Here is a 25,820-nt window from a genome sequence, read left to right on the forward strand (position 1 = left end):
CGACGCGGAAGGCGGTCGTCCTCCGTACCCGAAGCGCCGCACCACCGGCACGGGGTGCGAACGGCGGTCCGGAGCGGGGACGCGGTCGGGAACGGGGATTTCAGACGACCGGGTTCGCGCCCGAGGCCACCGAGGACAGGCCGTGCAGGTCGCGGGCGCTGCCCGTGATCCCGGACAGGAAGCTCTGCGCCCGCGGCGAGGCCTTGCCGGTCAGCCACTCCGGGTCGACGTCGCAGACGGTGATCTTGACGCCGGTGCCCTCCAGAGCGAGCGGCAGGGTGTGCACGACGGTGGAGGGGAAGCTCACGATGGTGTGGCCGATCGGGCCGCGGCGGGCGATCAGTTCCAGCGGCAGGTCGGGCCGGACGATCTGCAGCCCGGTCTCCGCGGTCAGCCGGTGCAGCTTGTCGGCGCTCTCACGGCGGTGCGCGAAGTAGCGGGTGGCACCGTGCGCCCTGGTCAGGGACGCGACGGCGGCCAGATAGCGCTCGGGGTCGACCACCCCGGTCTCCACCAAAGAGGTGCCGACGATGTCGGTGCCGGCGCTGATGGTGGGCGGGCCGAAGCGTGCCCGGGTCCAGGCGAAGCGGTTGGCCCGCACCGCCATCCCGGCGGGAGGCGAGGCGGGCATCGAACTGAACAGCTCGACCCGCCGCCCGGGGCCGGGAGTGAGCCGGCGCCGGGCCGCCGAGGCGAAGCCCCCGAAGGCCGCGTCCACCGGCGAGAGCCGGCGGCCGCTGCGGTGCCAGCGGACGAGCCGGGCGCGCTTGGCGAGCAGTTCGGTGAACTCCATGGTCGCCGTGCCGTCGTCCACGACGGTGATCTCCTTCGCCCGGCTGAGCGGCAGGAGCACCTGCACCAGCCGGGAGAAGGGGTCGCCGAGGACGATCCGCCCCGCGGCCCGCAGGCCCGGGGCCAGTTCGGCGGCGGTGCGCAGCAGCGAACCCCTGGAGGCGCGGGCTTCGCACCAGCGCACCGTGATGCCCTCGTCCATGGCCAGCTCCGCCATACGGCGGAGCTGGCCGCGCGTCATGGGGTCACGCGGGGCGAGGGCCACGATGGTCAGTGGCCGCCCGGGCGCCACCGGACCCGGCACGGACGGGGCCGTCCCGGGTCGCGGCGAGAGCACCGCGGGCGGGTGGACATGCGCCCACTCCAGCACGTTGAGCAGCTGAACGGGGCTCTCCACGAGTGCCAGAGTGCCGCTGTCGCTCATGGATCAGGCCGACACCGACGCCGGCTCGGCGGCGGCCGCGGCCTGGGCCGCCTCCTGCTCGGCGATGACGCCGGGCACGCGGCGCAGCTTCTTCATCGGGCCGAGCTCGCCCTCGTAGACCTTCTTGACACCGTCGCCGAGCGCCTGCTCGATGATGCGGATGTCGCGGACGAGGCGGTCCAGGCCCTGCGGCTCGACGGAAGCGGCCTGGTCCGAGCCCCAGTTGGCGCGGTCGAGGGTGATGTGGCGCTCGACGAAGACGGCGCCGAGGGCGACGGCCGCGAGCGTGGTCTGCAGGCCGATCTCGTGACCGGAGTAGCCGACCGGCACGTTCGGGAACTCACGCTGCAGGGTGTTGATCATCCGCAGGTTGAGCTCCTCGTGCTTCGCCGGGTAGGTCGAGGTGGCGTGGCACAGGATGATGTTCTCGCTGCCGAGCACCTCCACCGCGTGGCGGATCTGCTTCGGGGTGGACATGCCGGTCGAGAGGATGACCGTCTTGCCGGTGGCGCGCAGGGCGCGCAGCAGCTCGTCGTCGGTCAGCGAGGCCGAGGCGACCTTGTGGACCCGGACGCGCTCGAACTTCTCGAGGAACTCCACGGACGGGACGTCCCACGGGGAGGCGAACCAGTCGATGCCCTTCTTGGCGCAGTACTCGTCGATCGCGCGGTACTCGTCCTCACCGAACTCCACCTTGTGGCGGTAGTCGATGTACGTCATACGGCCCCAGGGGGTGTCGCGCTCGATGTCCCACTGGTCGCGCGGGGTGCAGATCTCAGGGGTGCGCTTCTGGAACTTCACGCCGTCGGCGCCGGCCGTCACGGCCGAGTCGATCAGGGCGAAGGCGTCCTCGAGGGAGCCGTTGTGGTTGATGCCGATCTCGCCGGTGACGTAGACGGGCTGGCCGGGGCCGACCAGGCGGTCGCCGATCGGACGGAGGCGGGCGTTGGTGGTGGTCACTGGGAGAGTTCCCTTCGGGAAAGTGAGGGGCCGAGGATCCAAGAGGCGATCTCGCGGATCGCTCCGCTTCCTCCGGGCGTTGCGGTGACGGAGCGGGCGGCGTCCTTGACGATGTCGTGCGCGTTGGCGACGGCCGTGGGCCAGCCGACGAGCCCGAAGCAGCCGAGGTCGTTGACGTCGTTGCCGACGTACAGGACCCGCTCGGGGGCGATTCCTTGCTCCTCGCACCACTGCTTCAGTGCGAGGTCCTTGCGGTCGATGCCGTGGAGCACGGGGACCTTGAGCTTGCGGGCCCGCGCGGCGACGACCGGGTTGGTCTCCGTGGACAGGATCAGGACGGGCAGACCGTTGTCCCGCAGGGCGGCGATCCCGAGTCCGTCGCCGCGGTGCACGGTGACGGTCTCGCGTCCCTCGGAGTCGACCAGCACCGTGTCGTCGGTCTGGGTGCCGTCGAAGTCGAGTACGACCGCGTCGATGTCGTCGCGGGTCGGGCGCGCCGGAGCCCCGGCGGTGTCCTCCGCCGCGGGGGCGGGGTCCAGCAGGGGGGCCAGGGCGCGGGCGCGGGCCAGGTCGTCCGGCTCGTCGATCTCCAGGACCTTGGCGGGGTCGGTGCGCACCAGCGCGGTGTGGCCGAAGAAGCGGTGCCGCGCCTCGCGGAAGCCCGGGGCGCGCATCGCGTAGGCGGCGCCGGTCTCCAGCAGGTCCTGCGGCCGGTCCTGGCGGCGCGGGCGGTGGGCCTTGTCGTGGTTGACCCCGTAGCCGCCGGTCGCGTCCGCCGCGGCGGCGCCGATCCCCTCGGCGGCGTCGCGCCAGACGAAGCCGTGGAAGGGGGCCACGGTCACCGCGGTGTCCGCGCCGTCCTCGACGACGGCGGCGGCCACGCCGCCCACGTCCTCGCTGGTGATGAAGGGGCTGGTGCACTGCACCAGCAGCACCACGTCGGTGCGGCGCCCGGTCCGCTCCTCGTGCGCGTCCATCGCGTGCAGGACCGCGGCCTCGCTGGTCGCGGTGTCCCCGGCGATGGCGGCCGGGCGCAGGACGACCTCCGCGCCCGCGGCGCGGGCCGCGTCGGCGATGGCGGGGTCGTCGGTGGAGACGACGACGTCGGTGACGAGGGCGGCCTCGCGGCAGGCCCGCACGGCGCGGGCGACCAGCGGCAGACCGCCGACCGGGGCGAGGTTCTTGCCGGGTACGCCCTTCGAGCCGCCGCGGGCGGGAATGACGGCCAACACCGTTGGCATGGAGGCTCCTTGCGACTTGGGGGGCGGGTTCACAGCTGGCCCCACCTGCGGATCACGGGCGCGACGCGCTGCACGCCCTGGCGGTACGCGGCACGCGCCGAGTTGCGCGCGATGTCGCGCACGGCCCCGCGCAGCCCGCTGGGCGGGGCGGACTCGGTCGCGGCGCCGGGCAGGGGCTCGCCCTTCGGGTCCAGCCCGTGGCGGGCGAGCACGCCGGGCAGGTAACCGGGCGCGGTGGCGGTCGTGTAGTACGGCGCCAGCGGCGGCAGGGCAGGGGCGGCGGCCAGTTCGCCGACGCGCTCGCGCACCGCCTGGAAGGGGTCGCCGTCGGAGGCGATGCCCTGGGCGCGGGCCCACTGCGGGCGCACCCTCGGCGCCGCGCCGGAGTCGATCTCGTCCCAGGACGCGTAGGCGCCGGAACCGAGGAAGTGGTGGTTGCCCAGCGCCTCGCGGACGCCGAGGTCGGTGAGGACGGCCGTGGGGATGCCGCGGTGCATCGACTCCAGCGCCGCCGTCGAACTCACGGTGACCAGCAGGTCGGTGCGGTCCAGGACCTCGCCCATGTGCCCGTAGACGAGCGAGAGGTTCTTCGGCGGGTCCAGCTTGGACACCAGCTTCTGGTAGGGCTGCTCCTCGATGTGCGTGGTGTGCTCACCGGGCTTGCTGCGCAGCTTGACCAGGACCTCGCGCTCCGGGTGGAAGCGGGCGTGGTCCACCGCGCGACGCAGCAGGTAGGTGCGGTCCCCGCGGTTGTCCGGCACGGAGGGCTGGACGGCGAAGACCACGGTGAACGGCCGGTCGCCGGACGGCTGGTAGGGCTTGCCCTCCAGAAAGGGCAGGGCGGTCTCGACGACCGTCCCGGCGTCGGCGCCGACGCCCTCGTAGACCTCCCGGAAGCGCCGCGCGTCGTGCGCGCTGTTGGCGAGCACGGCGTCGGCGCCGGCCCGCAGCAGGAGGCCGTCGGCGAGCTTCTCGTAGACGACTCCGACGTAGCCCGTGACGACGACCGGGCGGCGGGGGGCGCCCCGCCAGGCACGGGCGAGTCCGTGCAGCATGGCCTGAACGGTGCCGCCGACGCAGGAGAGCACGACGACGTCTGCGGTGTCCCGGGAGGCGCCGGCCAGGAACTGTGCCGCCGTGACCTCGCGCATCGAGTCCGCCGGGATGCCGACCTCCGCCAGCTGGCGCTCGGTCGGGGTCGCCCGGCCGCGGAGCAGGCGGGCGTCGAGCCGCGCCTCCGGGGCGATGCGGCGCGCCGTCAGCGCACCCCATTTCCATCGGGTGTCCGAGTCGGCGAGGACGGTGACCCTGAGCGGGCCGTCGGTACTTGCTGGCACGTCGCAGACGCTAGGAATGGATTTCGAGCGGGCCTCCAACACCGCACCAACGGTTGGTTAACAACGCGCCGCCGAATGAAGACCCGGTTGCCCCGGGCACCCGATTCACTGTTCCTTCGATTTCCGTTCATCTTGCGGTGGGGGAGGCTTCAGGGTCGGGGACCAGGCCGCCTCATAGGGTGCGCCGCGTGGTCAAGCTCTCCGTCATCGTCCCGTTCTACAACGTGCAGGCATTCGCCCCCGACATGGTGAAGAGCCTCCGCGCGAATTCCCGCGCGGATTTCGAGTTCATTCTCGTGAACGATTGTGCGACGGATGACACCCCGGCGATTCTCGAGCGCGCGCTGCCCGACCTGCCCGGGGCGCGACTCGTCTCCCACGAGCGCAACGGCGGGCTCGCCACCGCCCGCAACACGGGCATCGACGCCGCCCGGGGCGAGTACCTGACCTTCCTGGACGGCGACGACTGGCTGGCCGACGGCTATCTGCCGTGCCTTCTGGAGGCCATCGAGACCCTCGGCACCGACTTCGTGCGCACCGACCACGTCGTCTCCCACGGACGCAAGCGCACCATCGCCCGGGTGCCGCACGGCCGCCGCGGGGTCGCCCTCGACCCGCGCGAGGCGATCCTGCCGGCCGACCGCACGACCTGCGTGGACTACCCGTACGCCTGGGCCGGCGTCTACCACCGGCGGCTGGTCGACGCGGGGCTGCTGCACTTCCCCGACGGGCTGCGCACCGCCGAGGACCGGCCGTGGATCTGGCGGCTGCACCGCGAGGCGAAGTCCTTCGCGGTCGTCGGCCTGCTGGGCGTCTTCTACCGGCGCGGGGTCGCCACCTCGCTCACGCAGATCGGCGACGTACGGCAGTTGGACTTCATCCGCTCCTTCGACCAGGTCCTCGCCGAGACCGCGGCGGACCCGGACGCGGACCGCCTCCTGCCCAAGGCGGTGCGCACCTACTGCGCGGTGATCGCGCACCACCTGGGCGCCATGGGCCGCTACGAGCCCCAGGTCGCGCGCGCGCTGAAGGCGATGAGCGCGGCGGCCCTGAAGCGGATGCCCCAGGAGATCCTGAACGAGGTGCTGGACACGATGGACATGCGGCGCAGCGTGCTGCTGCGCCGCACACGCAGGCGCCTCGGCGCCGCCGGGACGGTGGCCGCCTGATGCCCAGGACCCAGGTGATCCTCGCCTCGACGCTGTCCGGCGCCGCCACGGTGGCCGCCGCGTTGGACGCCGGGCTCCTCGCCCCGGCCGACCGCAGGCTGCTGCTGGTCAGCAACAACGCCGCCGTCCCCGAGACCGCGCCGGCGCTCGACACGGCACCGGGCTTCGCGGCGCTGCGCGACCGCTTCGGCCGGGTGCTCTCGTGGAACGACGCGATCGCCCCGCTGCACCCGTCGGGCTGGTCGCCCCGCCCGGACGACGCGCCGATGTGGGAGCGGTACCTGCGGCGGCTGTGGGACCTCGGCGAGGACGAGGTCGAGTTGGTCGTCGAGTCCCTGCACACCGACCCGGCCCTGGCCCTGGCCGGCGTCTTCCCCGGCGCGCCCCTCGAGGTGTACGCCGGCGGACTCATGGCCTACGGCCCGACCCCGAACAAGCTGGAACCGCTGGTCACGACCAGGGTCAACCGGGTGCTGCACCTGGATCTGGTCCCCGGGCTGCGGCCGCTGCTGCTGTCGGAGCACGGCGTCCCCGCCGAAGCCGTCCCCGCGGACGCCCTCACCGGCGTCGTCACCCGGATCGCGGAGCACGACGAGGCCGCGGCCCCGCTTCCGGAGGGAGGCGCGCTGCTGCTCGGCCAGTACCTGTCGGCGCTGGACGTCCTCACCGCCGCCGAGGAGGAGGAGCTGCACGTCCGCATGGTGCGCGGCGCCGTCGCGGCGGGTCACCGGACGCTGGTCTTCAAGCCGCACCCGGCGGCGCCCGCGCACTGGTCGCGCCTGCTGGAGCAGGAGGCACGCACCCTGGGGGCGGAGCTGACCGTCGCCGGGGGGCCGGAGCTCGCCGAGGCGCTCTTCGTACGGACGCGTCCGCGCCTGGTCGTCGGCTGCTTCTCCACCGCGCTGTTCACCGCGTCCGCCCTGTACGGGCTGCCGGTCGCGCGCGTCGGCACGGGACGGGTCCTGGAGCGGCTGTCGCCCTACGACAACGGCGAGCGCGTGCCCGCCACGATCGCCGACCGGCTCCTGCCGGACCTGGAGGGCCCGCAGGCGGTGGAAGCCTGGCGGCCGCCCACGGTGGAGCGGGTGGAAGCCGAGCTGGTGCCGCTGCTGCGGGCCGTGGGCTACTGCATGCAGCACCAGACGTACCCCCACCTGCGCGAGGACGCGGTGCGCTATCTGACGGGCGGCCTGGACGGCGGCACCTGGCGCTACTTCAGGCGGCGCCGGCTGGCGTCCCTGGGACTGCCCGGGGCGGTGCCGTCCCACCTGGCGTTCCTGCCGGCCAACCCGGCGGTGCGCAGGGTCGCACGGCGGATCAGGCACGTCGCGTCCCGCCGCTGACCGCGGGCGCCGGGCCGCGAGGGGCGCCGGGCCGCAGTACGCGTCGGCGACGGGGGTGCCGACGACCGGACATGACGAGCGCGTGGGTGACGACCGCGCACCGTGGGGGCGAGGGTCCGCTCGATGCCCGCGACGCGCAGCCCGGTCTCGAAGCGCGCGTCGCAGTGGTCGAGCCTCTCCCGGCCGGCCTCGCCCCCCAGCGACGCCCGCGGCGCTGGGGGGCGGCGTTGCCCGCGCACACCGCACCGGGCCCGGGAGCGCGGTCCACCGCAGAGGGCCTGTTCGTGATCCGTTCGGACGGCTACGACGGCCTCGCCACGCGCGAACCTGAGCGTGTCACCGCCTGGCTCGCCCGCTTCGCCGGGTGGGTCAGAACGCGTCCGCGGGGGCGTACGTCCCCCAGACCTCGCGGAGCGCGTCGCAGACCTCGCCCACCGTTGCGCGGGCACGCAGCGCGTCCCTCATCGGGTACAGGACGTCCTCCGTGCCCTCGGCAGCCTTCCGCAGCGCGGACAGCGCCGTGTCCACGGCCCGCCCGTCGCGCCCGGCGCGCAGCGCGGCCAGCCGCGCCACCTGCGCCTCCTCGATCGCCGGATCGACGCGCAGCGGCTCGTAGGGCTCCTCCTGCGCGAGCTGGAAGCGGTTGACGCCGACGACCACCCGCTCCCCGCCGTCGGTCTCCTGCGCGATCCGGTAGGCGTTGCGCTCGATCTCGGACTTCTGGAAGCCGCTCTCGATCGCGCTCACGGCCCCGCCGAGCTCCTCCACCTTGGCCATCAGCTCCAGGGCTGCCGCTTCGAGGTCGTCGGTCATCGACTCCACGGCATAGGACCCCGCGAAGGGGTCGACGGTGGCCGTCACGTCGGTCTCGTACGCGAGGACCTGCTGGGTGCGCAGCGCGAGCCGGGCGGACTTCTCGGTGGGCAGCGCGATCGCCTCGTCGAAGGAGTTGGTGTGCAGCGACTGCGTGCCGCCCAGCACCGCCGCCAGTCCCTGGACGGCCACCCGCACCAGGTTCACCTCCGGCTGCTGGGCGGTGAGCTGCACTCCCGCGGTCTGGGTGTGGAAGCGCAGCATCTGCGACCTGGGGTTCCGCGCCCCGAACTCCTCGCGCATCACACGGGCCCAGATGCGGCGGGCGGCACGGAACTTGGCGACCTCCTCCAGCAGGGTCGTGCGCGAGACGAAGAAGAAGGACAGCCGCGGCGCGAAGTCGTCGACGTCCATGCCGGCGGCGAGGGCGGTGCGGACGTACGCGATGCCGTCGGCGAGCGTGAAGGCGATCTCCTGCGCGGGCGAGGCCCCGGCCTCGGCCATGTGGTAACCGGAGATGGAGATGGTGTTCCAGCGCGGGATCTCGGCGCGGCAGTAGCGGAACAGGTCCGCGACCAGCCGCAGCGACGGCTGGGGCGGGAAGATGTAGGTGCCGCGGGCGATGTACTCCTTGAGCACGTCGTTCTGGATCGTGCCGGTGAGCCGGTCCGCGGGCACCCCCTGCTCCTCGCCGACGAGCTGGTACATCAGGAGCAGCAGGGCGGCGGGCGCGTTGATCGTCATGGATGTGGAGACCCGGTCCAGCGGGATCCCGCCGAACAGCACCCGCATGTCCTCGACCGAGTCGACCGCCACGCCGACCTTGCCGACCTCGCCGTGGGCGAGGGGGGCGTCGCTGTCGTGCCCCATCTGGGTCGGCAGGTCGAAGGCGACGGACAGGCCCGTGGTGCCGTGGGCGATCAGCTGCCGGTAGCGCCCGTTGGACTCGGCCGCGGTGCCGAAGCCCGCGTACTGGCGCATCGTCCAGGGCCGGCTGGTGTACATCGTCGGGTGCACACCGCGGGTGAAGGGGTAGCCGCCCGGCTCGCCGAGCCGCTCGGCCGGGTCCCACCCGTCCAGGGCGTCCGGGCCGTAGACGGGCTCGATCGGCAGACCGGATTCGGACTCGCGTGCCATGCATCAGCCTCCAGCGACTCGGTCCCCTTCCCACAGTGTGCGGCGAACAGCGCACGCGCCGGTGCAACTACATGCCGGGAAAAACAGTCAAAGGGTGTACCGACTCATTTCCAGGGGGATGACGTGGAACTCATACGCGTCGCAAGATCACGCGCGGCGACCGCCGCCGCCGCGGTTCTCACCGCGGCACTCCTCGCCGGCTGCACGGCCCAGGCGAGCGAGCCCACCGCCGGGCCTTCCGTGCCGCGGGAAACCGCCGGTTCCGGGACGAGCCCGACGGCCGACCCGACGGCGAGCCCCACCGCGAGCCCCAGCAGCGCGCCGAGCACCGGCGCTCCCTCGCCGACGGCCTCGGCGTCCGCTTCGGCGTCCGCCACGAAGAAGCCCCAGACCCACCGCACTCCGCCGCCGGTCGTCGTCATCGCGCGGGGCAGCAGCAGCGCGAAGGTCCGCGAGCTGCAGGCCCGGCTGAAGCAGCTCGGCCTCTTCGGACGCATCCCCACCGGCTACTACGGCGACGTCACCGCCACCGCGGTGCGCGCCTTCCAGTCCCGGCACAAGCTGCCCGTCTCGGGCAGCGTCACCGACGTGACCTGGGCGAAGCTGCGCTCGGTCACCCGGCAGCCCACGCGCGCCGCCATGTACCCGCCGGCCAGCAACGCGGTGGCCAAGCTCGACCCGCGCTGCATGACCGGCCGCGTGCTGTGCATCAGCAAGACCAGCCGCACGCTGGCCTGGGTCGTGGGCGGCACGGTCGTCTCGGCGATGGACGTCCGCTTCGGCTCCCAGTACACGCCCACCCGCGAGGGCACCTTCAGCGTCTTCGCCAAGAGCCGGAACCACGTGTCGACGATCTACCACACGCCCATGCCGTACGCGATGTTCTTCAGCGGCGGCCAGGCGGTGCACTACTCCGCCGACTTCGCGGCCCGCGGCTACGCGGGGGCCTCGCACGGCTGCGTCAACGTGCGCGACCGGGGCAGGATCGCGGCGCTCTTCGACCAGGTGCGGATCGGCGACAAGGTCGTCGTCTACTGGTGAGCCCGGGCCAGCAGCCCGTCCAGCGCCCGCCCGAACAGCAGCCGGCCGGCCCACTGCGTGGGTCGGTCGAAGGCTCTGGGCAGCGGGCGCACCCGCACATCCTCGCGCCAGACCACCCGGGAGCCCCCGTCCTCCCCCGGCCACACCTCGATCTCGGCCCAGCCGAGGACGGTCCTGCCGCGCTTCTCCAGCCGGCAGCGCCCGGGGCGGTCCGCGTCCGGCGGCTCCCAGCGCACAATCTCCATGGGGTCGTCGACGGCCACCCGGCCGAGGCCGGTGCGTGCCGTGAAGGACCGCTCTCCCGTGACGACGGCGGTGGTGAGAGGGACCAGCGCGGCATGGCGTTCCCAGTCGGTGACCCGGCGCCAGGCCTCGGCGGCGGGGAGCGGACAGCGCCGCTCGATGCGGAAGACCACGCTCCCGACCATACGCCGACACCAGTGCGGCGCTACGCGAGGACGCGGGCGGAGCGGGGGGAAGGCGCTCCGCCCACGTCCCTCGTTGGGGGCCCGGGCACAGGGTGACCGGGCGACCCATCGACCGATGACCAGTCGGTCTACTGGTTACAGCGCGCGGGGGGCGGAAAGTGTCACACCCCGGGCTCTGCGGCCGCGGGGGACGGACGTGGGGCACGGTGCGAGGAGCGCAGGACGCCGACAGGCGTCACTCGCCGGCGGTGCCGCTCGGGACGGGGTCCTCCTGGCGGTCGTGCCCGGGAGGAGGAGCCTCGTGACGACCTCCGCCGTCCCGGGAGTCGTCGTCCGCCGGCGCCTCTTTCTTCTCTTTCTTTTCGGTCTCCTCGGCCTTCTTGGCCTTCTCGGTCTTCTCAGTCTTCTCAGCGGTGTCGGCCGTGTCGGCTTCACCGGCCTTGCCGGCGTTGCCGCTGGTCCCGGGGTTGCCGCTCTCGCCGAGGAGCCCGGCGCAGTAGCGGCGGATCGTCCCCTGGCCTCCGCCCGCCGCCTCGCGCAACCGCTGGTAGACCTGCTCGTCCACGTTCTTGTGGTGCCGGCCCGCCGCCTCGAAGGCGCGGCACAGCGCCGTGTGGTCCAGGGCCGGCGCGGACGGCGGACCAAAGGAGTGGCCGGGCGCGACGGTGCCGTGGGTGTCGCGGGTGCCGTGCGTGCCGCCGCCCGTCGGGCGGTCGTGTCCGGGGTCGGGGCTGGCGGAGGCCGACAGTGCGGTAGGGGTCGGGGACGGCGAAGCGCTGACCGGGACGACCGGGGCCGCGACCTGGGTGTGGGCCGGGGCGGGTGCGGGGCGGTCGAGCAGGGCGGGCAGCGCGCCGGCCGCGGCGGCCGCCACGCTCATCCCCGCCACCGCGGCGGTCGCGACAAGCGTTCCCGTCAGCGATCGGGAGCGCCGGGCCGTGCGACTCCACCTCTTCCTCACCGCACCGGCACCGCCGACGGCCGGCCGGGCATCGGCCGCGCAGAGGCGGACCGCCGCGGGGGCCGCCGCGAGCGCGTCGTCGCCGCGAGCGGCCCGGAAGGCGGCGACGGCCGCCTCCTCGCGTTCCGGGTCGATGGGCGCGGGAGCGGCCGCGGCGGCCAGCAGCCCCGCCAGGGCGGCGGCGCGGTCGTCGCGCCAGACCCCCTCGGCCGGGTCGTCACCGTGGGCACCCCGCAGCAACCGCTCGGCGGTCGCGTCGTCCAGCCAGTCGTGTCCTCGGTTATCGCTCATCTCATGTCCTCAAGCGTTCGGGACGCCGAAAACGTCACACGTGACGCCCCGCCGTCGGAACCGAGCACCTCGGCGAGACGGCGCAGGCCGCGACTGGCGGCCATCCGCACCGCGCCCGGCCGTTTGCCCACGACCTCGGCCGCCGACCGGGAGTCCAGACCCATCACCACGCGCAGCAGCACGGCCTCGGCCTGGTCCCGGGGAAGGGCGGCGATGGCCTCCAGGGCGGCGGCGCTGCCCAGCGCGGCGACCGCCTCCTCGGCGGTGTCCGAGACGGCCGGCCGGTCGAGCAGCTCCTCCACCCCGGCGGCGGCGAGCGGACGGCGGCCCGCCGCCCGCAGATGGTCCAGCGCCCGGTTGCGGGCGACCCGGGCCGCCCAGCCGCGCACCGCGTCCCCGTCGCCGCGGAAGCCCGGCAGGTCGCGCGCGATCTGCAGCCACGCCTCCGAGGCCACGTCCTCGGCGTCCCCGGCGCCGACCAGTGAGCGCACGTACTGCAGCAGTTGCGGCTGCACCGCTCGGTACACGAACCGGAAGCCGTCCTCGTCCCCTTCTTGCGCCGCGCGTACCGCGGTCGCCAAATCCACGTTCGGGCCTCCCCCTCGGTCGCGACCATCCTGCCCCATCGTGGGCGCCCACGGGGCCCCGGGGGCGGCTACCCGCGGGTCACCAGGGGTGGGGAATCGGGCCGGCGACTGCGGAGGGCCGGGGCACGCGCCTCCCCTGCGCGCCCGCCGTGGCACGGACGGAACCCGGGCCGTGCGGGTGGCCGGGAAACAGCGGTCGGACCGGCCGGCGGAAACGGTGGCCGCATACGGCTCGGGGCAGCCCGGAGCAGCGTCTTTCCCCCGGCGCGTCCGCCCGGGGCCGCCGTTGTGGATCATGCCGAACCGTCGCCCCACGGGGGCCTCGCGACGAGGGGTGTGACATTTTCGGCCGCGCCGGCGCTTTAACCATCAGAGGCGGCCGGAGACGCTCCTGTGGGGGGAGGCGGACCTCCGGCCGCTTCACTTGTCGCGCCCCGCGGCGTCATCACACCTGTGCGCGCCCCGTGGCGCCGCTCAGCCGGCCCGCTCGGCGAGGGCGGTGAAGGCGGGCCAGCTCAGGGCGGGCGGACCGGGGTCCCAGAGCTTCTGGATGAGCGCGCGCAGCGGCATCCGGACACCGGCCGCGACCTCGTCCTCGGTCTGCGCGTCCGCCTGATCGCACCAGACGGCCAGCCGCGCGCCGAGGATGCGGTCCGGTCCCGCGAGCCCCGCCGGCACGGTGCGGTCCCGGTAGACGACGGCCGGGGTCCACTCCTCGTAGATGCGCTGCCCGCTGGGGTAGGGGAAGTTCCCGGGCGCGCCGAGGACGTAGTAGAGGTACCAGGAGTTGAGGTTGAGCAGCTGCCGGCCCTCGCGCAGATACTCCTCGGGCAGGCGTCCGCGCAGTTTGTTGCTGGACCAGTAGGCCACGACGCGGTCCGGGTCCGCGGCGACCCGGGCGCCGTCGGTGAAGCCGTCGTTCCACGCCTCGGCGCGCTTGCCGAGGGAGCGCAGGGTGGCGGCGCGGTCGTTGAGCCAGCCCGCCGCCGCGTCGGCCACCCCGGCGTCCGGGCCGTAGCGCTCGCGCGCGTACGCGGCCAGACGCGGGAAGGACGCCTCGGGGTCGGCCGCCGTGAGCGGGCGGTACTCGTCGCCGCCGATGTGCCAGGAGGTGCCCGGGAAGAGCGGCGCGTACTCCTTGAGCAGGTCGTCGACGACGGCAGCCGCGCGGGGGCTGGAGACGTCGAGCGTCCCGGGTGCGGGCGTGCCGTCCGCGGAGCGCAACTGGAGGTCGGGGTGGGCGTCGAGCACGGCGCCCATGTGGCCGGGGCTGTCGATCTCGGGGACGACCGTGATGTGCCGCCGCGCGGCGAGGTCGACCACGGCGCGGACGTCCTCCTTGGACAGGTGGCGGGCCGAGACGACCTCGGGGTGGCTCTCGCTCTCCACACGGAAGCCCTGGTCGTCGCTGAGGTGCAGATGGAGCTGGTTGTACTTGAGGTCGCCCAGCTCGCGGACCCTGGCCTCCAGCCACTCACGGCTGAAGTGCTTGCGCCCGATGTCGATCATCAGCCCGCGTTCCGGGCGGTCGGGGCGGTCGTTCACGGTGCCGGCCGGCACGCGCCCGGTGGAGCGGACCGCCTGCAGGAGGGTGCGGGTGCCGTAGAAGACCCCGGTGTCGGTGCCGGCGCGGAGTGTCACCCCGTCGGCCGAACTTGTCATCTCGTACGACTCGGGTCCCGCATTACTCCGTTCGAGTGAAAGTGAGATGTCCCCCCGCTCCGCCGGCCCACTGGCGTACGGCCGGCGCAACTCCTCCGCGAGCAGCCGCGCCTCGTCCTCCACGGCACTCCCCGCGGGCGCCACCACGCGGGAGCCCGGCCCGGGGACGAAGGCGGCGACGCCGGCGGCAGGAGTGAAGGAGCGGACGGCGGGGATCGAGGGGAACCCGTCGGACGCGCCCGCCGCACCCCCGGGGGCAGCGGCCGCCCCGGGCGCGGCGAGCGCCGGACCCGCCCCGAGCACAACGGTCAGTACGGCCGTCACCGCGCACCCCGGCGCACGTTTCGCCCGCATCTGCCACATGATCCGAACGTATGCCTGTGGTGCGGATCCCGCCGCGCGGACCAGGGGAAGACGTGCATGTTCGTTCCCGTACGAGTGAAATTCGCGCATCCGTCGTACAGGGCCGAACATAGGCCGATACGGTGGTCGTCACCCACCGTCCCGCTGTGGTTCACGCCGCGCAGTCGCCTCGCGGTTCCCCCCACCGCCGACCCGTTCCCTCCCAGGAGCCCACCGCTGTCCAGCGACACCCCTGCCGTCCCGCCGACGCCGCCGACACCGGCGCACCTGCCCGCGCAGTCGCGCGGGCGGATGCCCCGGCCCGCCCCGGTCGGCCGCCCCTCCCGCCCCGGGCTCCCCCACGGCCTGCGGCAGCTCAACGAGCTCTCCCCCGAAGCGGCCGAGGCCATCCTGCTGACCTGCTGCGGCAGTCGGCGCTGGGCCCGCCGCGTCGCCGCGCACCGCCCCTACCCCGGCCTGGACACGCTGCTGGCCGCCGCAGACGAGGCCGCCTACGACCTCGCCCCCGCCGACCTCGCCGAGGCCCTCGCGGCCGAGGCGTCCGGCGCCCCGCCGGACTCCGCCCCCGCCCGCGGCAGCCTCGCCGCGTACACGGCGCTGCGGGCCGCGCAAGCCGCGTACGAGGCGCGCTTCGGGCACGTCTTCGTGCTGTCCCTCGCCGGGGTGCACCCCGGCGAGTCCCTCGACCGGATGCTGGCGTCGCTCCGGCAGCGCCTGGGCAACGACCCTGACGAGGAACGGGTCACGGCCGCCGAGGAACTGCGCCGCGTGACCCGGTCCCGCCTGGCGCGACTGGCCCACGCGGACGCGGAGGACGGGCCGGAGGTTCCCCGCCGGTACACCCACCCGTGCGGGATCGATCACACCTGAAGGACCCGGCAGGACGCAGCCGACAAGCCGTCGCTACGATGGCCAGGGCCGGTGGACCGTACCCGGCCGGGCCGACCGACCAACGAAGCCGGCAGGCCCCACATCCGCTCCCGGAGGGTTTTTTCCGTGCCGGCTGGAACGTTGTACCGCGGCCGGGAAGGCATGTGGTCATGGGTGGCTCACCGAGTCACCGGTGTCCTCATCTTCTTCTTCCTGTTCGTCCACGTCCTCGACACCGCACTGGTGCGGGTCTCCCCCGAGGACTACGACAAGGTCGTCAACACCTACAAGCAGCCCATCGTCAGCCTGCTCGAGTACGGGCTGGTCGCGGCTGTCCTCTTCCACGCTCTGAACGGCCTGCGCGTCATCGCCGTCGACTTCTGGTCCAAGGGGCCGAAGTACCAGAAGCAGATGCTGTGGACGGTCGTCGGAATCTGGGTCGTGCTGATGATCGGGGCCATCTACCCCGTCCTCGGCCACGCCGCACGAGTGCTGTTCGGGAGCTGAGCGAAGCCATGTCCCCAACCGACCACGTGGAGCTCAGCTCCTCCAGCGCCGCCTACGGACCGGACAACCCGGCCCCCGTCATCGAGCCGCCGCGCGCCCGGACCAAGCGCACCCCGCGCAGCACCCGGACCAACTTCGAGATGTACGGCTGGCTCTTCATGCGCCTGTCCGGCATCGTCCTGGTCGTCCTGGTCCTCGGCCACCTGCTGATCCAGCTCGTGCTGGACGGCGGCGTCACCAAGGTCGGCTTCGCCTTCGTCGCCGGCCGCTGGGCCTCGCCGTTCTGGCAGACCTGGGACCTGGTCATGCTGTGGCTGGCGATGCTGCACGGCGGCAACGGCCTGCGCACCGTGATCAACGACTACGCGGAGCGGGACACCACCCGGTTCTGGCTGAAGATGCTGGTCTACACCGCGACCGCGTTCACCATCATCCTCGGCACGCTGGTGATCTTCACCTTCGACCCGAACATCCGCTAGCCAGGGCTGGACAGGGAAGCGACCCCTCATGCAGATCCACAAGTACGACACCGTCATCGTCGGCGCCGGCGGCGCCGGCATGCGCGCCGCCATCGAGGCGACGAAGCGCAGCCGCACCGCCGTGCTGACGAAGCTCTACCCGACCCGCTCCCACACCGGCGCCGCCCAGGGCGGCATGGCCGCGGCCCTCGCGAACGTCGAGGAGGACAACTGGGAGTGGCACACCTTCGACACGATCAAGGGCGGTGACTACCTGGTCGACCAGGACGCCGCCGAGATCCTGGCGAAGGAGGCCATCGACGCGGTCCTCGACCTCGAGAAGATGGGCCTGCCCTTCAACCGCACCCCCGAGGGCCGGATCGACCAGCGCCGCTTCGGCGGCCACTCCCGCAACCACGGCGAGGCCCCGGTCCGCCGTGCCTGCTACGCGGCCGACCGCACCGGCCACATGATCCTCCAGACGCTGTACCAGAACTGCGTCAAGGAGGGTGTGGAGTTCTTCAACGAGTTCTACGTCCTCGACCAGATCATCGTCGAGGAGGACGGCGTCAAGAAGTCCGCCGGCGTCGTCGCGTACGAGCTGGCCACCGGCGAGATCCACGTCTTCCAGGCCAAGGCCGTGGTGTACGCCTCCGGCGGCACCGGCAAGTTCTTCAAGGTCACCTCCAACGCGCACACCCTCACCGGTGACGGCCAGGCCGCCGTCTACCGCCGCGGGCTGCCGCTGGAGGACATGGAGTTCTTCCAGTTCCACCCGACCGGCATCTGGCGCATGGGCATCCTGCTGACGGAGGGCGCCCGCGGTGAGGGCGGCATCCTCCGCAACAAGGACGGCGAGCGCTTCATGGAGAAGTACGCGCCGGTCATGAAGGACCTCGCCTCCCGTGACGTCGTCTCCCGCGCGATCTACACCGAGATCCGCGAGGGCCGCGGCTGCGGTCCCGAGGGCGACCACGTCTACCTCGACCTGACCCACCTGCCGCCGGAGCAGCTGGACGCCAAGCTCCCGGACATCACCGAGTTCGCGCGGACCTACCTCGGGATCGAGCCCTACACGGACCCGATCCCGATCCAGCCGACCGCGCACTACGCCATGGGCGGCATCCCCACGAACGTCGAGGGTGAGGTCCTGTCGGACAACACCACCGTCGTCCCGGGCCTGTACGCCGCCGGGGAGGTCGCCTGCGTCTCCGTGCACGGCGCCAACCGCCTCGGCACCAACTCGCTGCTGGACATCAACGTCTTCGGCCGCCGGGCCGGCATCGCCGCGGCCGAGTACTCCGCGGAGCACGACTACGTCGAGCTCCCCGAAGCGCCGGAGCAGTTCGTGGTCGACCAGGTCGAGCGGCTCCGCGCCTCCACCGGAGGCGAGCGGGTCGCGCAGCTGCGCAAGGAGCTGCAGGAGACCATGGACGCCAACGTCATGGTGTTCCGCACCGAGCAGACCATCAAGACGGCCGTCGAGAAGATCGGCGAGCTGCGCGCCCGGTACAAGAACGTGTCGATCCAGGACAAGGGCAAGCGGTTCAACACCGACCTGCTCGAGGCCATCGAGCTCGGCAACCTGCTCGACCTCGCCGAGGTCATGGCGGTCTCGGCCCTGGCCCGCAAGGAGTCCCGCGGCGGCCACTACCGCGAGGACTACCCGAACCGCGACGACGTCAACTTCATGCGGCACACGATGGCGTACCGCGAAGTGGGTGCCGACGGCACCGAGTCGATCCGGCTCGACTACAAGCCGGTCGTGCAGACCCGCTACCAGCCGATGGAGCGTAAGTACTGATGAGCACCGCGACCCTCGACAAGGTCGAGGCCCAGGCCTCGCCCTACATCACGGTCACCTTCCGGATCCGCCGGTTCAACCCGGAGATCTCGGACGAGGCCACCTGGCAGGACTTCCAGCTGGAGATCGACCCCAAGGAGCGGGTCCTCGACGGCCTCCACAAGATCAAGTGGGACATGGACGGCTCGCTGACGTTCCGCCGGTCCTGCGCCCACGGCATCTGCGGCTCCGACGCCATGCGCATCAACGGCCGCAACCGGCTGGCCTGCAAGACGCTGATCAAGGACATCAACCCGGACAAGCCCATCACCGTCGAGCCCATCAAGGGCCTGACGGTACTGAAGGACCTGGTCGTCGACATGGACCCGTTCTTCCAGGCCTACCGGGACGTGATGCCCTTCCTCATCACCAAGGGCAACGAGCCGACCCGCGAGCGCCTGCAGTCCCCCGAGGACCGCGCGCGCTTCGACGACACCACCAAGTGCATCCTGTGCGCCGCGTGCACGTCGTCCTGCCCGGTCTTCTGGAACGACGGCCAGTACTTCGGCCCGGCGGCCATCGTCAACGCCCACCGCTTCATCTTCGACTCGCGTGACGAGGCGGGCGAGCAGCGGCTCGAGGTGCTGAACGACAAGGACGGCGTGTGGCGCTGCCGCACCACGTTCAACTGCACCGACGCCTGCCCGCGCGGCATCGAGGTCACCAAGGCCATCCAGGAGGTGAAGCGCGCGCTCATCACGCGTCGCTTCTGATCCCCTCCCCCGAGGCTCCCCCGAGGGCTCCGCGCCCGGTTTCCACCGGACGCGGAGCCCTCGGGCGTTCACGGGTTCAGCGCCCGAAGGATCTGCTTGCGGGTGGCCGTGTGCTCGACGCAGCCCGCAAGCCTGCGCAGCTCGTCCCGGCCGGCGCCGCCGTCCAGCCGGGCCAGGGCGCGTATGCCCGCACCGGCGACGACGGTCTTGACCGAGGGCCGTTCGACGAGAGCGCCCAGGACGCGGACGGTCTCGGGGCGGGGCGGCACGGTGGGGGACGACAGCAGCCAGGCCAGGCCCCGGACGGCGGTGACGTTCCAGGGGTCGCGGGCGCCGTGGGCAGCGAGGGCCAGCCAGGCGGTGGCGGTGCGGCGTACCGCCTCGGGGTCGATGCCGTCGAGGACCGCGGCGGCCGTCCGTTCCCAGCGCGCACCGGGGGTCGGCCCCGCGGCACGCAGATGCGGGATCAGTTTCCGCCAGGGGTCGCCGAGTTCCGGCAGCTCCGCCAGGACGCGGTCGGACCAGGGCTCACCGGGGTTGAGGGGCGGCTCGGGGACGCGGTCCAGGAGGAGTTGCGCCCAGCCGAGGCCCATGTGCGCGGATCTGCGCAGCAGGCCGACGACCTCGCCGGACAGCGGCCGCCCGGCGTCCAGCAGGGCCTCGGCGAGGGTGGGCACGTCGTCGCTGGTCTGCGACCACCAGAGTTCCGCCGCCTGGCGTTCCAGCATGCCGTTCCACCGCGCGCACCAGGAGTCCTCGGCGAAACCGCGGGAGACAGCGGCGAGTAGGAGCCAGAGCCTCTCGTGTTTCTCCGGCACCTGCTGCGACGCCTCGAGCTGTCGGACGAGGAGGTCGGCCAAGGCCATGCGCCGCTGCCTGGGCATCGCGCGCAGCCGGGACACGGCTCCGTGGCCCTCGTCCCAGCCGGCGGCCGGCTGCAGGAGTGCCTCCGCGAGCTCGGAGAGATCCCCCTCCGCCGCGAGCCGGGCGATGAAGGCGATCCGTCCCTCGTCCTCCCACGGCGAGCATTCGGGGGTCCGCACACGTTTCACAGCCGCCTCACGATCGTCGGGTCGGTGATCTCCGTGTCGCGGGCGAGGAGCAGCGCCTTGGCGAGGATCACCGGCAGCATGGAGTCGCCCTCGAAGGGCAGGGGGCCCGGGACCGTGCCGGGGCGCGTGCGCGGGACGACGCAAAGGTGGCGGTCGCCGGGGGACACCAGGACATCGCCGGAGCCTATGTGGATCCCATAGGTGTGCCGGTCGCCGCGGACGCGCAGGAAGCGGTCCTCGACGGCGCAGCGGCCGGCGACGGCCAGGCGCGGCACGAGGTGGGAGAGCACCTCGCGGCGGGTCTCGCCGCAGGGCGTCAGCCCGGCGGAGACATAGGACGTCCAGTAGGCCCGGAAGCGGCCGTCGGGGCCGCCGTCCTGCCAGGTGGGGTCGTTGCCGATGCCGGCGGCCCCCACGAAGAGGTCCACGTCGCGCAGGACCTCGCTGAGGACGAGCGGCGGGACGTCGGCGAGCGGGAGCGGGTCGGCCCGCTCCCCGGGGGCGTCCAGGGGGCGGAAGCACACCCAGTCCGCGCCGATGTGCGCCGGGCCGTCGCAGCGGCCGGGGCCGCCGTCTTCGGCGTCCCCGCCGACGCCGCTGAACCGCAGCTCCGCGCGCAGTCCCCACCGCGGGAGCTCCCGCGTGGCGGGCGGGAAGGCTCCCTCCGCCGCCGGAGGAGGGGAGTACCTCCACCCGCGGGCGGTGGCCAGCGCGGCGAACCGCTGCCGCCGCAGGACGTGGCGGGCGGCCAGGAGGCGTTCGGCGTCTGCGGGGCCGTAGACCTCGCGGTGGGCCTGCGCGAAGGGCTGGGTGACGCCGTGCCGCTCCAACCACTGCCGCCAGGCCGTGATCTCCGCGCGCTCGCGCCCCAGCGGGTGCCACAGGGCGACGGCGGCCTCCCCGCCGGCGCGCACCGGCCGGCCGTCCAGGGTGCGCAGGCCGTCCGCTGCCCAGCCGCAGGCCACGCCGTCGACCGTCCACAGCAGCCGCCGGGCGAGGGCGCCCAGCAGCGGGTGGTCCGCGACGTCCCTGCGCCACACGGCGTACGGCCAGGCGGACCGCTCGGAAAACCGCCGGTCCAACCGGGCGGCCTGCGCCGCCAGTGCCCGGTCGATGTGCCCGACGGCCGCTCTGAGCCGCGTCAGCTCTGCCGCGTGGTCACGCCGCACGCCGCCGGGGGCGCACCGCAGGGCCCTGCCCGCAGCGTTCCGCCACTCCAGCGCCGCCCGTCCGTCCCGGATGACCAGCTCCGCGGTGACGTCGCCCAGTCGCTGCGCCACCCCGAGCCCGTACCCGGGCACCGCCGGCCCCTCGACGTCCTCCAGCCTCATCACGCTCACCGTCCACCCCCATGCGGCGACCCACACGTCCCCCGTCCCCGCCGAGCGTAGGGCCGCCCTCCGACAACGGGTCCCGAGGCGTCCCCCGTTCGGCGCAAGTACCCCCGCGGTGCTGGGCCGACCGGCGTCCGCGGCGGTGCCCTCGGTTCGGCGGCGGAGGCGGCAGCTTGTACCGTCCCTCCATGGCCGCGACACACCCCACACCGCCGCGACGTGCCGTCCTCGGACTCGGCGTGGCCGCCGCCCTGCTCCCCGCGGGGAAGGCGGCGGCCGGCCGGCCCGTGGTCGGCGGCGAGCGGCTGGGACGGCACGGGGCGCAGGTAGCCGCGGGGGCGCCGAGGCTGCCGAAGACGAACTCTTTGTCGTGGATCGTGGCGGACGCCGACTCCGGCGAGGTGCTGGCGTCGTACAACGCACACCGGCGGCTGCCGCCGGCGAGCACGCTGAAGATGCTGTTCGCCGACACCCTGCTGCCCCGCTTCGACCGGCGCACACAGCACCGGGTGACGCACGCGGACCTGGCGGGCCTAGGGTCCGGGAGCAGTCTGGTCGGCATCGAGGCCGGCATCACCTACTCGGTCGAGCAGTTGTGGCTCGGGGTGTTCCTGCGGTCGGGGAACGACGCGGTGCACGTGCTGTGCTCGATGAACGGCGGCGTGGACAAGACCGTCCGGGACATGCGGGCGCGGGCGCGGGAGCTGCAGGCGAACGACACATACGTGGTGAGCCCGGACGGCTACGACACACCCGGCCAGCTGTCCTCGGCCTACGATCTGACGCTCATCGCGCGGGCGGGGCTGCGGAACCCGGACTTCCGGCACTACTGCCGCACGCGGATCGCGCGCTTCCCCGCGGAGAAGGGCAAGACGTTCGAGATCCAGAACACCAACCGGCTGCTCGGCGACTACGACGGCATGATCGGCGTGAAGAACGGCTACACGACCGACGCCGGCAACACCTTCACCGGCGCGGCGGAGCGCGACGGGCGGACGCTGCTGGTGACCGTGATGCACCCCGAGTCCGGCTACGACGAGGTGTACCGGGAGGCGGCCGACCTGCTGGACTGGGGCTTCGGCGCGGTGGGCCGCGTGGAGCCGGTCGGGGAGCTGGTGCCGACGCTGAGCCAGGTGCGCGCGATGGCCGGCGGGCCTCCTGCCGACGGCCCAGGCCGTGGGCCCGGCCCCGATTCGCGGCCTGTGGCGGCCGAAGGGCCGAAGGGGTCCTCGTGGATCACCCCCGCCGCGGAGACCGTCCTGGTGGCGGCCGTCTCGGCGTTCATCCTGGCGATCAGGCGCCGGCCGCTGCCGCAGCGCGCCGCGCCGACCCGGTCCGAGGCGGGAGCCGGGTCCCGGCGCGGCCGGCCCGCCGAGGCTGCCGGGCGGCGCAGGTCCCGCTGACCGCCGACCCTGGCCTGTCTTCAGTTCCTGGCGATCCAGACCTGGTTCAGCTGCTCCTGGTAGTAGAACGAGGTCAGCCCGAACGCGGGCGCCAGCAGCAGTCCCTTGAGGCCGGAGACCGTGTCGTGCAGACCCGCGCGGCGCTGGGCCCGGGCGATACGGCAACCGGTGTTGTAGAGGGAGACGACGGCGGGCACGAGCAGCGGCGCGCCGAGGCTGACGGCGAGCACCGCGAGGAGCGGGCGGACTTCGATGCCGGGGTCGAACTCCCGCAGTTCCTTGTTGGCCCGGTAGTACCAGACGAGCCAGGACACGCCGAAGGTGAGGGGCCCCAGCAGCCACACGGCCCCGGGGCGGCGCATGTCGCCGGACGGCGTGGCGAGTCCCACGCCCCCGGAGGCGGGGAAGCCCGGGAAGGGCCCCCTCGGACAGGGGAGGGTGCGGTAGTAGCGGTCCTCGTTGAACATGCTGCTCCCAGGTCGATCCCTCGGCAGTGACGGAGCGGTTGCGCGCCGAGGAGAAGGTAAAGCTACTCGGCGGTCAGGCGACCTGTCAGCGGGGAAGACCCACAAATCCCGCACAGGGCGGCGGGATCGTGCCGGGTCCTGCGCTCAGCCGCCCTCGGCCCTCACCATGACGCGTCGCAGCAGGTCGGAGAGGCGCCGGCGTCCGTCGGCGTCGAGGGCGTCGAGGGCGAGGGCGTCGAGGGCGTCGAGGGCGGAGCCACCCGGGCGCGACCACCACCCGGGGCGGGGCGGGCCGGCGGCCCACCGCCCCTGCGGGCCGCGGCACTTCACGCTTGAACATGTTCAAAAACAGGTCTAGAGTCATCGGCGACGGGTTTTGAACACGTTCGAAAAGGGTGGGACCCATGGACCTATCGGTCGTCGCATACGTCGTCTACCTGCTCATCAGCGTCGCGCTGACGGTGTGGGTGGCCCGGACCCTCAGCCGGGCCGGCAAGGTCTTCCTCGAAGACGTACTCCATGGCAACGAGAAACTGGCCGAGGCCGTCAACCACCTCCTGGTGGTGGGCTTCTACCTGGTGAACCTGGGCTTCGTCGCGCTGTACCTGAGGAACGCCGACCCGGTCGGGAACTCCCGCGAACTCTTCGAGGCCCTGTCGGTCAAGCTCGGTGTCGTCCTGCTCGTCCTCGGAGTGCTGCACCTGGGCAACGTCTACGTCCTCAACAAGATCCGCCGCCGGGGCGTCATGGACCGCGAGCAGGTCCCGCCCGTCCGTCCGCAGGGCTGGACCGCCCCCGCGCGGCCCGGGGCGTGACGGCGATGGACCGCACCCCAGCGACCGGGGCCGCTCCGGCGGCCCCGGTGCCGGTCCGCCTGCTGACCGTGCTGTACGACCCCGACTGCTCGCTGTGCACCTTCGTCCGCCGCTGGCTGGAGCGCCAACGGCAGATCGTGCCGCTGGAGCTCGTCGCGGCCGGGTCGGACCAGGCCCGGAGCCGCTTCCCGGAGCTCGACCACACCGCGACCCTGCGCGAGATCACCGTCGTCGGTGACTCGGGGCAGGTCTACCAGGGCGACGCCGCCTGGCTGGTCTGCCTGTGGGCGCTCGCCGAGTACCGCCCGCTGGCGCACCGCCTCAGCACCCGCGCCGGAGCGCCCGTCGCCCGCGCCGCCGTGCTCGCCGCGGCCCGCTACCGCGAGGCGCAGTGGGGCCGCCCGGCCGCCGCCGCGGGCTGGGGAGAACGGCCGCACACCGGTGGCGATGGCGGGTCGCACCGCCCCGAGGGCGGCTGGACGCGCACCGCCCCCGAGGCCGCCGGAGACGGCTGCGCGGACGGGTGCGCGGACGGGTGCGCCCCACCCGGTTAGGCTCACCGACGTGGAAGAAGCACCCCGCCGCACGACCCCCGGCACGTCCCCGGACACGCCCACCGGGACGCCCCGGCCTGCGAAGAGCGAGCAGACGCGCGCCCTGATCCTCGAGACCGCCATGCGGCTGTTCGAGGAACGGGGCTACGACAAGACGACGATGCGCGCCATCGCCAAGGAGGCCGGGGTCTCGGTCGGGAACGCCTACTACTACTTCGACGGCAAGGAACACCTCGTCCAGGGGTTCTACGACCGCCTCGCCGCCGAGCACGCCGCCGCGGTCCAGGACGTCCTGGCCGGCGGCGGCGACCGGGACCTGGCGGCGCGGCTGCTCGCCGTGATGAACGCGTGGGTCGACGTGGCCCGCCCCTACCACCAGTTCGCCGCCCAGTTCTTCAAGAACGCCGCCGACCCGGCGAGCCCGCTCAGCCCCTTCTCCCCCGAGTCGCACCCGGCCCGCGACGCCGCCATCTCCATCCACGAACGGGTGCTGTCCGGCTCCGACATCAAGGTAGACGCCGAACTCGCCGAGGTGCTGCCCGAACTGATGTGGATGTACCAGATGGGCATCGTCGTCTACTGGGTCTTCGACCACTCCCCCGACACCGAGCGCACCCGCCGGCTCGTCGCGCGCACCGCGCCGCTCGGCGCGCGGATCCTCCGGCTCTCCCGGTACCGGCTGTTGCGGCCGATCGTGCGCGAGATCCGCGAACTGCTAACGGAGTTCCTCTTCCGTCGCTGAGCCGGGCCGCCTGCCCGGCCGCGCACGGCACGCGGCGCCGACCCTCGGTGCCGCGCACCCGGTCAGCCCACGGCAGGCTCTGCCAGCACCACCCAGACCGTCTTGCCGTGCCGACCGCGCTCCCGGACGCCCCAGGTGTCCGCGAGCGCCTGCACCAGCCGCAGTCCGCGCCCCGTCTCGTCGCCGTCCCCCGCGTCGCGCGGCACGGGGCGGGACCGCGCCCCGCCGTCGGAGACCTCGACGACGCACGAGCCGTCGGAGTGGACGGTCACCGCCACCTCGAACTCGCGCTCCAGCAGCGGACTGTGCCGTACGGCGTTGGTCGCCAACTCCGACACGACCAGGACCGCGGACTCGACGGTCCCCCCCTCCTGCTCCCATCCCTCGAGGTGGTCGCGTACCCGGTGCCGGGCCAGCCCGACCGACGTCGGGTGCCGGGGCAGCCGGAACGCGCGGCGCCTCACCTGGTCACTCTCCTCATGCGCGAACGCCCCCCTTCGTCGCATCATCCCT

General features: G+C 73.3%; 26 protein-coding genes. 12 read left to right on the plus strand and 14 right to left on the minus strand.

Translation table 11 applies throughout. The annotated features are described in order from the left end of the window. Nucleotides 1-100 precede the first annotated feature (100 nt). Genes AC3ET4_RS13160 through AC3ET4_RS13175 form a run of 4 tightly spaced genes read right to left on the minus strand, consistent with a single transcriptional unit; the run spans nucleotide 101 to nucleotide 4,754 of the window. A complete protein-coding gene (locus AC3ET4_RS13160; protein WP_431948904.1) occupies nucleotides 101-1,216 on the minus strand; it encodes a hypothetical protein in 1,116 nt (371 codons plus the stop codon). 3 nt (nucleotides 1,217-1,219) lie between these two features. Next, nucleotides 1,220-2,176: an N-acetylneuraminate synthase family protein gene (locus tag AC3ET4_RS13165; protein ID WP_431948905.1), complete on the minus strand. Its 957-nt coding sequence runs from the start codon at nucleotides 2,174-2,176 to the stop codon at nucleotides 1,220-1,222. Continuing rightward, a complete protein-coding gene (locus AC3ET4_RS13170; RefSeq protein WP_431948906.1) occupies nucleotides 2,173-3,417 on the minus strand; it encodes a cytidylyltransferase domain-containing protein in 1,245 nt (414 codons plus the stop codon). The genes AC3ET4_RS13165 and AC3ET4_RS13170 overlap by 4 nt, the downstream gene beginning before the upstream one ends. Before the next feature lie 29 nt (nucleotides 3,418-3,446). After that, the gene (locus AC3ET4_RS13175; RefSeq protein WP_431948907.1) at nucleotides 3,447-4,754 is read right to left on the minus strand and encodes a DUF6716 putative glycosyltransferase; all 1,308 of its coding nucleotides are present in this window, start codon (nucleotides 4,752-4,754) and stop codon (nucleotides 3,447-3,449) included. A gap of 188 nt (nucleotides 4,755-4,942) precedes the next feature. Between AC3ET4_RS13175 and AC3ET4_RS13180 the strand changes: the two genes are divergently transcribed. Continuing rightward, the gene (locus AC3ET4_RS13180) at nucleotides 4,943-5,923 is read left to right on the plus strand and encodes a glycosyltransferase family 2 protein (RefSeq protein ID WP_431948908.1); all 981 of its coding nucleotides are present in this window, start codon (nucleotides 4,943-4,945) and stop codon (nucleotides 5,921-5,923) included. Next, on the plus strand, nucleotides 5,923-7,266 hold the full coding sequence (locus AC3ET4_RS13185) for a polysialyltransferase family glycosyltransferase (protein ID WP_431948909.1): 1,344 nt from the start codon (nucleotides 5,923-5,925) through the stop codon (nucleotides 7,264-7,266). The genes AC3ET4_RS13180 and AC3ET4_RS13185 overlap by 1 nt, the downstream gene beginning before the upstream one ends. Nucleotides 7,267-7,635: 369 nt before the next feature. On the opposite strand, the gene AC3ET4_RS13190 is transcribed toward AC3ET4_RS13185, so the two are convergent. After that, the gene (locus AC3ET4_RS13190) at nucleotides 7,636-9,216 is read right to left on the minus strand and encodes an acyl-CoA mutase large subunit family protein (protein WP_431948910.1); all 1,581 of its coding nucleotides are present in this window, start codon (nucleotides 9,214-9,216) and stop codon (nucleotides 7,636-7,638) included. A 123-nt stretch (nucleotides 9,217-9,339) separates the two neighbouring features. On the opposite strand from AC3ET4_RS13190, the gene AC3ET4_RS13195 reads away from it, so the two are divergent. Then, the gene (locus AC3ET4_RS13195) at nucleotides 9,340-10,257 is read left to right on the plus strand and encodes a L,D-transpeptidase family protein (RefSeq protein ID WP_431948911.1); all 918 of its coding nucleotides are present in this window, start codon (nucleotides 9,340-9,342) and stop codon (nucleotides 10,255-10,257) included. Here the strand turns inward: AC3ET4_RS13195 and AC3ET4_RS13200 are convergent. The 4 genes from AC3ET4_RS13200 to AC3ET4_RS13215 form a co-directional block, all read right to left on the minus strand. Beyond that, nucleotides 10,248-10,685, minus strand: a complete 438-nt coding sequence (locus AC3ET4_RS13200; RefSeq protein WP_431948912.1) for an SRPBCC family protein — start codon at nucleotides 10,683-10,685, stop codon at nucleotides 10,248-10,250. The two genes, AC3ET4_RS13195 and AC3ET4_RS13200, sit on opposite strands and share 10 nt — an antisense overlap. A gap of 235 nt (nucleotides 10,686-10,920) precedes the next feature. Further along, complete coding sequence (locus AC3ET4_RS13205) at nucleotides 10,921-11,937, minus strand: hypothetical protein (RefSeq protein WP_431948913.1); 1,017 nt, start codon at nucleotides 11,935-11,937, stop codon at nucleotides 10,921-10,923. Continuing rightward, nucleotides 11,934-12,524: an RNA polymerase sigma factor gene (locus AC3ET4_RS13210; RefSeq protein WP_431948914.1), complete on the minus strand. Its 591-nt coding sequence runs from the start codon at nucleotides 12,522-12,524 to the stop codon at nucleotides 11,934-11,936. Before AC3ET4_RS13210 ends, AC3ET4_RS13205 begins: the two co-directional genes overlap by 4 nt. Nucleotides 12,525-12,998: 474 nt before the next feature. Continuing rightward, a complete protein-coding gene (locus AC3ET4_RS13215; protein WP_431948915.1) occupies nucleotides 12,999-14,540 on the minus strand; it encodes a family 20 glycosylhydrolase in 1,542 nt (513 codons plus the stop codon). 300 nt (nucleotides 14,541-14,840) lie between these two features. On the opposite strand from AC3ET4_RS13215, the gene AC3ET4_RS13220 reads away from it, so the two are divergent. The 5 genes from AC3ET4_RS13220 (at nucleotide 14,841) to AC3ET4_RS13240 (ending at nucleotide 18,940) form a co-directional block, all read left to right on the plus strand. Then, nucleotides 14,841-15,419: a 2-oxo-4-hydroxy-4-carboxy-5-ureidoimidazoline decarboxylase gene (locus AC3ET4_RS13220; RefSeq protein WP_431948916.1), complete on the plus strand. Its 579-nt coding sequence runs from the start codon at nucleotides 14,841-14,843 to the stop codon at nucleotides 15,417-15,419. Nucleotides 15,420-15,545: 126 nt separating this feature from the next. Beyond that, the gene (gene sdhC / locus AC3ET4_RS13225; protein WP_078620037.1) at nucleotides 15,546-15,926 is read left to right on the plus strand and encodes a succinate dehydrogenase, cytochrome b556 subunit; all 381 of its coding nucleotides are present in this window, start codon (nucleotides 15,546-15,548) and stop codon (nucleotides 15,924-15,926) included. Nucleotides 15,927-15,934: 8 nt separating this feature from the next. Next, nucleotides 15,935-16,405 (plus strand): succinate dehydrogenase hydrophobic membrane anchor subunit, encoded by a 471-nt coding sequence (locus AC3ET4_RS13230; protein WP_431948917.1) that lies wholly within the window; start codon nucleotides 15,935-15,937, stop codon nucleotides 16,403-16,405. A 28-nt stretch (nucleotides 16,406-16,433) separates the two neighbouring features. Continuing rightward, nucleotides 16,434-18,188, plus strand: a complete 1,755-nt coding sequence (gene sdhA, locus AC3ET4_RS13235) for a succinate dehydrogenase flavoprotein subunit (RefSeq protein ID WP_431948918.1) — start codon at nucleotides 16,434-16,436, stop codon at nucleotides 18,186-18,188. Beyond that, nucleotides 18,188-18,940 carry a succinate dehydrogenase iron-sulfur subunit gene (locus AC3ET4_RS13240; RefSeq protein WP_431948919.1) on the plus strand — a complete coding sequence of 251 codons (753 nt, stop codon included), beginning with the start codon at nucleotides 18,188-18,190 and terminating at the stop codon, nucleotides 18,938-18,940. The genes sdhA and AC3ET4_RS13240 overlap by 1 nt, the downstream gene beginning before the upstream one ends. A 68-nt stretch (nucleotides 18,941-19,008) precedes the next feature. Here the strand turns inward: AC3ET4_RS13240 and AC3ET4_RS13245 are convergent, their stop codons facing one another. Both AC3ET4_RS13245 and AC3ET4_RS13250 read right to left on the minus strand, forming a co-directional pair. Continuing rightward, nucleotides 19,009-19,983, minus strand: a complete 975-nt coding sequence (locus AC3ET4_RS13245; RefSeq protein ID WP_431948920.1) for a hypothetical protein — start codon at nucleotides 19,981-19,983, stop codon at nucleotides 19,009-19,011. 5 nt (nucleotides 19,984-19,988) lie between these two features. Then, complete coding sequence (locus AC3ET4_RS13250; RefSeq protein ID WP_431948921.1) at nucleotides 19,989-21,323, minus strand: DUF4132 domain-containing protein; 1,335 nt, start codon at nucleotides 21,321-21,323, stop codon at nucleotides 19,989-19,991. Nucleotides 21,324-21,514: 191 nt separating this feature from the next. Between AC3ET4_RS13250 and AC3ET4_RS13255 the strand changes: the two genes are divergently transcribed. Next, complete coding sequence (locus tag AC3ET4_RS13255; protein ID WP_431948922.1) at nucleotides 21,515-22,729, plus strand: D-alanyl-D-alanine carboxypeptidase family protein; 1,215 nt, start codon at nucleotides 21,515-21,517, stop codon at nucleotides 22,727-22,729. Nucleotides 22,730-22,749: 20 nt separating this feature from the next. Here AC3ET4_RS13255 and AC3ET4_RS13260 read toward each other — a convergent pair whose 3' ends face one another. Both AC3ET4_RS13260 and AC3ET4_RS13265 read right to left on the minus strand, forming a co-directional pair. Further along, on the minus strand, nucleotides 22,750-23,196 hold the full coding sequence (locus AC3ET4_RS13260) for a DUF4234 domain-containing protein (protein WP_431948923.1): 447 nt from the start codon (nucleotides 23,194-23,196) through the stop codon (nucleotides 22,750-22,752). 144 nt (nucleotides 23,197-23,340) lie between these two features. Next, on the minus strand, nucleotides 23,341-23,526 hold the full coding sequence (locus tag AC3ET4_RS13265) for a hypothetical protein (protein WP_431948924.1): 186 nt from the start codon (nucleotides 23,524-23,526) through the stop codon (nucleotides 23,341-23,343). A gap of 74 nt (nucleotides 23,527-23,600) precedes the next feature. Here AC3ET4_RS13265 and AC3ET4_RS13270 point away from each other — a divergent pair, with 74 nt between their 5' ends. The 3 genes from AC3ET4_RS13270 (at nucleotide 23,601) to AC3ET4_RS13280 (ending at nucleotide 25,307) form a co-directional block, all read left to right on the plus strand. Continuing rightward, a complete protein-coding gene (locus tag AC3ET4_RS13270) occupies nucleotides 23,601-24,011 on the plus strand; it encodes a hypothetical protein (RefSeq protein WP_431948925.1) in 411 nt (136 codons plus the stop codon). 5 nt (nucleotides 24,012-24,016) lie between these two features. Beyond that, nucleotides 24,017-24,565 (plus strand): thiol-disulfide oxidoreductase DCC family protein, encoded by a 549-nt coding sequence (locus tag AC3ET4_RS13275; protein ID WP_431948926.1) that lies wholly within the window; start codon nucleotides 24,017-24,019, stop codon nucleotides 24,563-24,565. Nucleotides 24,566-24,668: 103 nt separating this feature from the next. Continuing rightward, complete coding sequence (locus AC3ET4_RS13280; protein WP_431948942.1) at nucleotides 24,669-25,307, plus strand: TetR/AcrR family transcriptional regulator; 639 nt, start codon at nucleotides 24,669-24,671, stop codon at nucleotides 25,305-25,307. Nucleotides 25,308-25,369: 62 nt separating this feature from the next. Here the strand turns inward: AC3ET4_RS13280 and AC3ET4_RS13285 are convergent, their stop codons facing one another. After that, a complete protein-coding gene (locus tag AC3ET4_RS13285; protein WP_431948927.1) occupies nucleotides 25,370-25,771 on the minus strand; it encodes an ATP-binding protein in 402 nt (133 codons plus the stop codon). Between the last annotated feature and the right edge of the window lie 49 nt (nucleotides 25,772-25,820).

The sequence above is a fragment of the Actinacidiphila sp. bgisy167 genome, from assembly GCF_057707665.1.